Annotated in this window: 2 protein-coding genes; one reads left to right on the forward strand and one right to left on the reverse strand. The window is 72.2% G+C overall.

The genetic code is table 11. The annotated features are described in order from the left end of the window. Positions 1–2,453: type I polyketide synthase (locus tag ACWCSD_RS40295; RefSeq protein ID WP_449922758.1), on the forward strand; the 2,453-nt coding region annotated here is incomplete at its 5' end. A gap of 60 nt (positions 2,454–2,513) precedes the next feature. Here the strand turns inward: ACWCSD_RS40295 and ACWCSD_RS40300 are convergent. Next, entirely contained in the window at positions 2,514–8,975 is a 6,462-nt protein-coding gene (locus tag ACWCSD_RS40300) for a PKD domain-containing protein (protein WP_449922760.1), read from the reverse strand. Between the last annotated feature and the right edge of the window lie 111 nt (positions 8,976–9,086).

Genomic DNA, 9,086 nt, shown 5'->3' on the forward strand with positions numbered 1-9,086 from the left:
TGGCCGACCTCCGGCTCGAACGCGCGCTGTTCCTGCCCCCGGGGACGCCGCAACGGCTTCAGTCCCGCCTGGAGCCGGCGGGGGACGACGGGCGCCGCCGCTGGACCTGTCACGTCGCGGAGGCCGCCGGCGAATGGGCGCTCTTGTGCACGGCGACGCTGCGCGCCTGCCCGCCCGGCGATCGGGCCGGCCGGATCGACCCGCCCGATCTCACCCGCTATCCGGAGGCGGTGGAGGTCCCGGAACACTACGCGGCGCTGCGCCGCCGGGGCATCCAGCAGAGCGGGCCCTTCCGGTCGGTGACCGCACTCCGTCGGGCGGAGGGGGCCGCGGCCGCCGAGGTGCGCGCGGACGACGGCACCGCCGCCGATCAACGGGCCCACCTGTTCCACCCGGCGCTCCTGGACTCCGCCCTGCAGCCGGTGATGACCCTGCTCGGCGACGACACGGCGGAGGACACGTACCTGCCGGTGGCCACGCGACGCTACCGGGTCCACGCCAGGCCGGAGCCCGGCACGCGGCTCTGGTCCACCGCCGTGCGCGTGGAACGGCCGGAGCCGGACGTGCTGGAGTTCGACGTGCGCGTCAGCGATGACGAGGGCCGGCTGCTCGCCTCCGTCGACGGTTTCCGGATCAGGCGGCTGGTCAGCGAGCTTCCCGAGGTCGTCGAGCACCGGGCCGCGCGCCTGCTGCACGCCATGGAGTGGGCGGAGCTGCCGCCCCTGACCGAGCCCGCGGCCGAAGGCGATCACTGGCTGGTCGTGAGCGGTTCGCCGCTCGGCGCCGAGCTGTGCGCCCGGGTGGCGGCGGCGGGCGGCCGGCCGCTCCTGATCCGTCCTGGCACCGGTTACCGCAGGCCCGCCTCCGGCCGCCGCACGCTCGACCTCGCCTCGGCGGAGGACTGGCGGCTGCTGGCCGAGGAGCGGACGGCGGAGGGGGCCTGGCCTCCCCGCGGCGTGGTCGTCGTGCCCGCCCCGCCTTCGGAGCGGGTGCGGGGGTCGGCTGCCCTGGAGGGCTGCCACGACGTCCTGTCCGTCGTCCAGGCGCTGGGCGGTGCGGACTCCGGCGCTTCGCCTCGCCTGTGGCTGGTCACCACCGCCGCCCACGCCCTGGACGGCGACACGGACGTCGTCCCGGCGCAGACCGCCGTGTGGGGGCTCGGCCGGGTGGTCCCCTACGAGCACCCGGAGCTGCGCTGCTCGCTCGTCGATCTGCCCGCCGCTCCCGACGCCTCCACGGTCGCAGCCCTCGTCGCCGAGATGGTGAACGACGGCCCGGAGACCGAGATCGCCCTGCGGCCCGGCCGCAGACACACCAGCCGGCTGCGCCGCCGTCCGCTGCCCGCGGCCGGTCCGGTCCCGGTGCGGCCGGACGGGACGTACCTGATCGCGGGCGGTTTCGGCGGGGTCGGGCTGCTCACGGCGGAATGGCTCGTCGGGCGTGGCGCGCGTGACGTCGTCCTGGTGGGACGCTCAGGCGCGCCGGCGGACGCGGAGGAGCGGATGGCGGCCATGCGCGCGGCCGGGGCACGCGTCCATCCCGTCGTGGCCGACATCGCCTCCCGGCAGGATCTCGCCGAGCTGCTCGACGACCTCGCCCGGCGGCTGCCGCCGCTGCGCGGTGTCGTCAACTCCGCCGTCGTCCTGGACGACGGCACCCTGGCCCAGCTGGACAGGAAGCGGTTCTTCGCCCCGATGCCGCCCAAGGTCGAGGGGTCGTGGCAGCTGCACGAGCTGACCCGCCACCTGCCCCTCGACTTCTTCCTCCTGTACTCCTCCGCGGCCTCGGTGATCGGCTCGCCGGGGCAGGGGAACTACTCGGCCGCCAACGGCTACCAGGACGGCCTCGCCTGGCACCGGCACGCGGCGGGCCTGCCCGCGCTGAGCGTCAACTGGGGGCAGTGGGCCGCCACGGGGCAGGTCGCCAAGGCAGCCAACGATCTCCGGCTGGACGAGCGGGGATTCGCCGGGTTCGCTCCCGCCGAAGGGCTGGCCGTCCTCGACCGCCTGCTCGCCGATCCGCCGGTCCAGGCGTCGGTCATGTCGTTCGACCCGGTGGCGTGGACCCGCCACTTCCCCGCCCTGCGTGGGGCGTCCGCGCTGCGGGAGCTGGTCGAGGGTGAGCAGGTGACCGAGGAGCAGGGAGCCGGGCCGGTGCCCGGCCTGCTCGCCGCCGAGGACGACGAGCAGGCCCTGCGGATCGTCACCGCGTATCTGTGCGCGCAGGTCGCCGCCGTCGTCCAGCTTCCCCTGGAGGAGGTCGGCGCCGGGCTGCGCCCGCACCGGATGGGCCTGGACTCGCTGATGGCGGTCCAGCTCCGCAACCGCATCGCCGCCGACCTCGGCGTCACGCTGCCGGTGGCGGTCTTCCTGCAGCGCAGGACGATCGAGGAGCTCGCCGCCCTGGCCCTCACCCACCTGCGTGAGCAGGCCGGCGCCCCCGAAGGGGCCTGACCGTTCACCTGAGCCGCCGGATCCGGGACGTGTCCCGGGCCCGGCGGCTCTTTCAAGGTGTCAGCCGCTGACGCGCAGGGTCCCGCTCATCGCGGGGGACGGCGAACCGGTGGGCTGGTTGTCGTACAGCAGCCCACCGGTGGCGTCCCAGGCGCGCAGACGCACCTGGTCCGCACGGCCCGGGACCGTCCCGGCGTCGACCGCGGTGAGCTCGAAGACGGCCTTCGTCCTCCCGGCCCTGCCCGTGCCACGCAGCGTGGCGGTGCCGTCGGCCGCCACCAGCACCTGGTAGGAGGTGCCGGTGAGCTCGAACCGGGGGGCGGCGTAGCGCAGCTCACCCTTCGGGCCGCCCTTCCTGCCGTCGTAGCGGGCCAGGACGTCGAACGACGCCTGCCCCGCCAGGTCGCAGCCGGGCTCCAGCCGGCAGGACCCGGCCGGTGAGGCAACGGTGCCCGTGCCGACCAGGGCGGCGGTCCGGTCGTAGACCCGTACGTACACCTTCCGTCCTGCGGCGGTGTCGGCCGTGGCCGCGGCCTTGCCGCCGTCGGTCACCGTCACCGAGATCGGGTAGACGCCCGGCTCGGTGAACACGTACGGCAGGCTGACCGTCCCCTTGCCGGAGCTCTCGGCGAGCGCGCCGGCCACCTGGTCGTCACCGACGTTCCAGGTCGCGGTGTGGGTGTCGCCCTTGCCCTGATCGGTGAACGAGGCGGTCAGCAGCACCGGTTCGCCGGCCTTGGCCACCGTCGCGGGCTCGGTCAGCGTCACCACCGGGGCGGCGTTGCCGACCTGCACCTTCACCGTCGCCGTACCGGTGGCGCCCTGGTCGTCCGTCACCGCCAGGGTGACGGTGAACCCGCCGCTGCCGGTGAAGGCGTGCTCCAGCTTCAACTGGCCGGCGGAGAGGGTGAGCGGCTGCGGGCCCGTCCCGTCGCCGTAGTCGGCGGTGAAGGTCCAGCTCGTGGAGTCGGGGTCGGTGAACGAGCCCCGCCCGATCCAGGTGGCGCCCTGGACCACAGTGGCGGGGCCGGTCAGCGTCGCCACCGGCGCCTTGTTCGACGGCTGGCCGGGGGCGACCGTGACGCGGAACGTCCCACTGCCCTCCAGCTCGCCGTCGTGCACCTTCACCGTGACCGGGTAGACGCCGGCGGCGGCCCACTGGTGCTCCAGCGTGATCGTCTGCCCGGTCGTCGTGACCGGCTGGGCGCCGGCGCCGTCGCCGTAGTCCGCGGTCGCGGTCCAGGACGTGGAGTCCGGGTCGGTGAACGTCACCGTGCGACGCAGCACCTCGCCCACGCCCGCCGTGGCGTCCTGGCCCGCCGCCACCTGCGGAGCGGTGTTCGGCCCAGCCTCCTCGATCACGTACGGGACCACCGCGGTGACCGAGGTGGGGTGCTTGTCGTCCGTCAGCAGCACCAGGGCCATCCCCGAGGTGGCGGCCGTGAAGGTGCGGCTCGAGGTGATCGTCCCGCCGCCGGGTTCCTCGGTCACCTGCGCGTCCACCGGCTCCCCGCCCCAGGAGACCCTGGCGGTGTGGGAGTCACCGGCGTCGGGGTCGGTGAACCGCACCTTCAGCGCGAACGGTTTGCCCACCGTGCCCTTCAGCGGGGCCGGCGGCACCACGATCTTCGGCGGGGTGTTCTCCGTGCCGGTCCCCTTCAGCGTCACCGTGAAGGCGGGCGGCGCGTTCTCGGCGGTGGTGAAGGTCAGCTTCCCGGTCGCCTCGCCCGCCCGGGTGGGGGTGAAGGTCACCTTGACCGGGCAGGCGGCTCCCGCCTCCAGCTCCGGCGGGCAGGCGTTGGTCTGCGCGAACGCGCCTTCGACCGCGATCGCCTTCAACGGCATCGGCGTGTCCGACCGGTTGGTCAGCGTCACCGTGCTCGCGTTGCTCGTCGATCCCACGGAGACCGGCTCCGTCCAGGTGATGCCGGAACCGCTCAGGAACGGCAGCACCTTCGCCCTGGTCGAGGCCACACCGTTGGCCGGGACGGGATCGGAGACCGTGAGGCTGGAGGCCGAGGCTTGCGTCTTCAGCTCGGTGTCCACCGGCAGGTCGGCCGGGATCCTGGCGGTCACCTCGAAGGTCGCCTGCCAGCCGGGCTGGAGCAGCTCGATCGTGTCGCGGAGCCCGTCCTTGATCGCGGTGCAGGCGCCCCGCCAGGCGTCGCAGGTCGCCCCGGCGGCCACGGCGTGCGGGATCAGCACGTCCGCCCGCACCTCGGTCGCGTTGTCCGGGCCCTCGTTGGTCACCGTGGTCGTCCAGGTCACCGTCCCGCCCGGTCCGGGCTCGGCGGGCGACACGGTGTGCTCGATCTTCAGGTCCGCCTGCGCGGTGGTCGGCGTGAGCAGGAACGACCGGGGCGACTGGGTGAACCCGGCCGAGGTCGTCGAGCGGTCGCGGACGTATCCCCGCGCCACGATCTGGCCCGAGGAGTTCACGTCGTTGAGCCACGCCGTGGCGCCCGTGGCGGTGTTGCCGACCAGCCCCATGCACGGGACCGTCGTCTCATCGTCGTCGTAGGGACACAGCGGCCGCGGCAGCAGGTCGGCCAGCAGGTACCGCTTGCCGTCCCGCCACAACGCCGGCTCCGCCGGCTCGTTCTCCGACGGCTGGGAGTAGCCCACGACCAGTCCGTTGTCGTTGACCGCGGTGGCCACGCCCAGGCCCAGGTCGCTGCCCTGACCGTCCTTCCAGGTCATCGCGTGCTGTCGGGTGTTCGAGCTGCCGTTGCAGTCCAGCCACCCGGCCGCCTGTCCCGAGGCGTTGACGTCCAGCGCGTACCCGCCGGGTGACGCGCAATCGGTCGTGACCAGCTTCTCGACCGTCCCGTCCCGGTACACCGCCGGTACGTAGTGCAGCGGATTACCGAAGACGTCCCGTTTGAGCACCTGTGTGGCGCTCACGACGCCCCGGGCGTTGATCCGCGGCCCCACGTCGCCGTTGCCGCGGTCGGCCTCGAAGTCGTCGGGCAGTGCGACGGGCGGTCCCTGGTCCCAGATCGCCGGCTTGCCGCCGGAGAACCCGACCACCTGGTTGCGGTCGTTCAGATCGTAGGCCCTGCTCAGCTCCCCGGCGGGAGCGTTCTTGGGATGCAGGTCCTCCGCCTGGCCGCCGGCTCGGTAGACCACGGCGTGCTCGGTGTACCCGCCGCCGGTCCCCACTATCGCCGACCCGGCCACGTCGCCGGCCTCGTTGATGCCGCGCGCCGTCGAGTCACAACTGCCATGGCCGTCGTCCGTGCACGCCGGGCCGGACGGCTCGGTGAAGGCGCCGTCCTGCCAGCGCATGGCGCGGGTCGTGGGCTCCGGCCCCGTCTTCGTCGTGACCGTGGTCGCGACCTGTCCTCGATCGTTGAGCGCCACCGCCACGGCCGGGTGCGCGTCGTCCCCGATCTCGGTCACCGTGTACGACCCGAACCGGGCGACCACCGTGTGCGGAACGTCCATCGTCAGCGTCAGCGCGCCACCCGGCCGCTCCTGGCCGTCCACGTTCCATCCGAGCGGAATGCGTCCTGCCTCCGCCTTCGCGGTCAGCGTCACCTTCGTCCCGGCCCGGTAGGTGTCCTGCGCCGGTGACGCCGACACCGAACCGCCCGGATCGGCCGACATCGTCAACGCGAACTCGCGCGTGTCCTCCTTGGCCACCTCGATCGCCGCGCTGGCACTGCGCGACCCCTTCGGGGTCTGGGCCTGGACGACGACGTGGTAGTCGCCGTCGGCGAGCACGTCGCTGCGCCCGCCGTACACGCCGTCACCGGCGGAGCCGTCGCCGTGCTCGCCGTCGTCGGCCAGTTGCAGCGGGACCCGGGAGGCGTCGTCGGCGATCAGCGACGCCTGCACCGTCGCTCCGGGCACCGGCTGTCCGCCGTCGGTGAGCGTGACCGTCACGGCCGCGCGGCCGTCCTCGGACGTCTCGGCCCCGGGCGTGATCTGCACCGGGTTGCCCGCGATCCAGGCGGCCAGGTCTACCTTCACCGCCTCGGCGGCCGTGTTGGTCACCTCCAGCTTCCACACGCCGGTCTGCGGCATGGCCACCCGCAGCCCGCCGAAGAGCTGCTGGGCCGCCTCACTTCCCGCCGTGTACGAGCCCCTGACCGTCCCCGCGGGATCGCGGAGCGACAGCCCCACCGTCTCCGGCAGCAGCCCGACCACGCCGAACGCCGTCCCCTGCGGAACGTCCACCGGCAGGCTCGATGTCTGTCCCGGCTCCACCGTGGCCGACAGCGCGGCGAACACCGGGGCCGCGTCGTTCCCGGCCGCCGCCGTCTCCGATGCGGACTGCTGGAGCGTGCCCTTGTTCTCCGGCGCCGATCCGCCGTCGAGGGGCGCGCCGGAGAGCACCGACGCCAACCGGGGCCTGACGTAGTCGAGGTAGACGCGGGGGGCCGAGGTCATGGAGGTGTGGATGATCTTCATTTCCTCGGGATCGGGGACGAACTCCGCCGCCGCGCTCCAGTCGGGAACGACGCCGTCACTGTCGTACGGCCCCTTGAAATTCGCGCTCTCGCACGGCAACGGCATTCCCCGGCCCACGAGGTTCGAGATCAGCGCGAGATTCGTCCTCGTGACCCTCGGGTTGAACTTCCCGTCCATGAAGGCCACGGAGTTCTCCTTGAGCGCGGGGAACATGGGAATCTTGCCCTTGACAGCCTCCATCGCCTCCACGACCATGTCGGCGCAGGGGGTTCCGCGGTTGGGCGTGCCCATCTCGATCAGGTTCCGGACGGGCGTTATCCCGTTACCTGACGGCACAAGATAATGCAGGTAATAACGGCTGATGTTCCCGCCCATGGAATGGGCGATGATGTTGACGGTGTTCGCCTGTTCGCGCTCGCGCACCTCCTGGACGTACTCCGCCAGGACGGCCGCGTTGGCGGCGATGGTCTTGGTGCGCTTCTCCTTGTCGCCGGGGTCTCCGGTCTCGAGCTTCAGATCCGGCCGCAGCCTGGCGCTGCCGAGCACGTACGGCTCCAGCTCCGGGTTCACGTCCTTGAGGATGGCGGCGACGTTGCCGAACGCCTTCTGCGCGTCGCTGGCGAAACCGTGCACCAGCACGACCGGCGACGGCCTGACCTTGATCTTCTCCGTCTCCGTGGAACGGGTGACACCGCCGTCGACGTACAACTCGGCGGTCACCGAGCGCGCGGAGTTCGCCTTTCCTGCATGCCACGCGTAGCCGGCGGTGTTCCAGACCACGCGTTTGGTCACCGTCGCGCCCGCCGCGAGGACGAACTCGTCCTCCCACAGCACCTTGCCGGACACGTCCTCGACGACCTTCAGCTTCCGGAACCAGGCTTCGTCGTCGGGGTTGGTCAGCTTCATCGTGACGCGGACGTAGTTGCCCTCGACCGCCCCGTCATCCGGTAGCGGGACCCAGTCGTCGGAGGAGAACAGCTTCGTCTCGAACGACATCGAGTCGATGGAGATCTCCAGGAACGGCGTCTTCATCACGAACGCGCGGACGTCGGAGGCCGCGCCCTTCCTGTGCATCACACCGAAGATCTCGCCGAGCTCGTTGACGCCGGTGGCCCGATCGAGGACGAAGGGAAAGTCCGCCGGCACGTGGTTGTTGAGGTCGACTCCCATGTCGGCCACGTACAGCGCCGCGTGCTCGTCGGGAACGGGATCGCCGGGGGTCTTCTGGTAGTACATCCAGCCCGCGCCCACGGCCGCGTTGTTGATCGCCAGCACCTGGCCGCCCGCGGCGGTCTTCTGCTTGCGGGCGAGCCCGTCCTTGTCCCAGATGAGCGGGACGTAGCCGCCGTCCTTGCCGAAGCCGGCCGCCTCGCCGCGCTCGTTGATGTCGTAGGCCCAGGTGTCGGAGCCGTCCAGGTACTTCAGGGCGTGCTTGCCGAGATCCAGGTTCTTGCCGGGCGGCAGCTTCCAGGCCGTCGCGTGACGACCCCAGCCGCTCGGGTCCAGGGAGGTGTTGCCGACCACCCAGCCGCGGTCGTTGATCTTGAAGGCGCCGTCGCGGTAGTCCTTGAACTTCGCGAACCTCTCCACGCGGCCGTTGGACAGCCGCTTCCAGGTGAGCCCCACCGCCTCGCCGTTGTTGTTGACGGCCTGCGGATCCTTGAGCTGACCCAGGTGGGTGACCGTGCCGTCCTTGTAGATGTAGGCGTAGGACTGCTCGCCGTCGCCGGTCAGGTGGTAGGTGCCGAGCACCGCGCCCTGGTCGTTGACGTCGTAGGCGGTGCTGGCGTTCGCGTCCACGCCGAGGGCGGCGTGCAGGTCGCGGACGCCGTCCTTCTCCGACCAGACGGTGGCTCTCGGCTGGCTGGTCTCACCGTCCTTCACCCAGCGCGCGCCCACGAGCTGGCTCTTGTTGTTGGCGGAGCGGATCACGGCGCCGGTCCCGACGGCGCCGAGATCGACGACCGGGAACACGTACTCACCGGCCGTCCGGCCGGTGGCGGCCGTCGCCGGATCGGGGACGGGGACGACGAGCGAGGAGACCACTGCGGCGAGCGTGGCGAGCGTCGCCCGCCGCACCAGGGCAGTGCTGGATAACCAGGTCAAAGAGAACTCCGGGGATGCGGCCGCGAAATGCGGCACAGGACGTGTCTGCCGGGAGCAACGAGAGCTCCCGGACCGGGAGAATCCCCCAGCGGACATGTGGTCCGCTTGCGG

Source organism: Nonomuraea sp. NPDC001684, assembly GCF_053596515.1.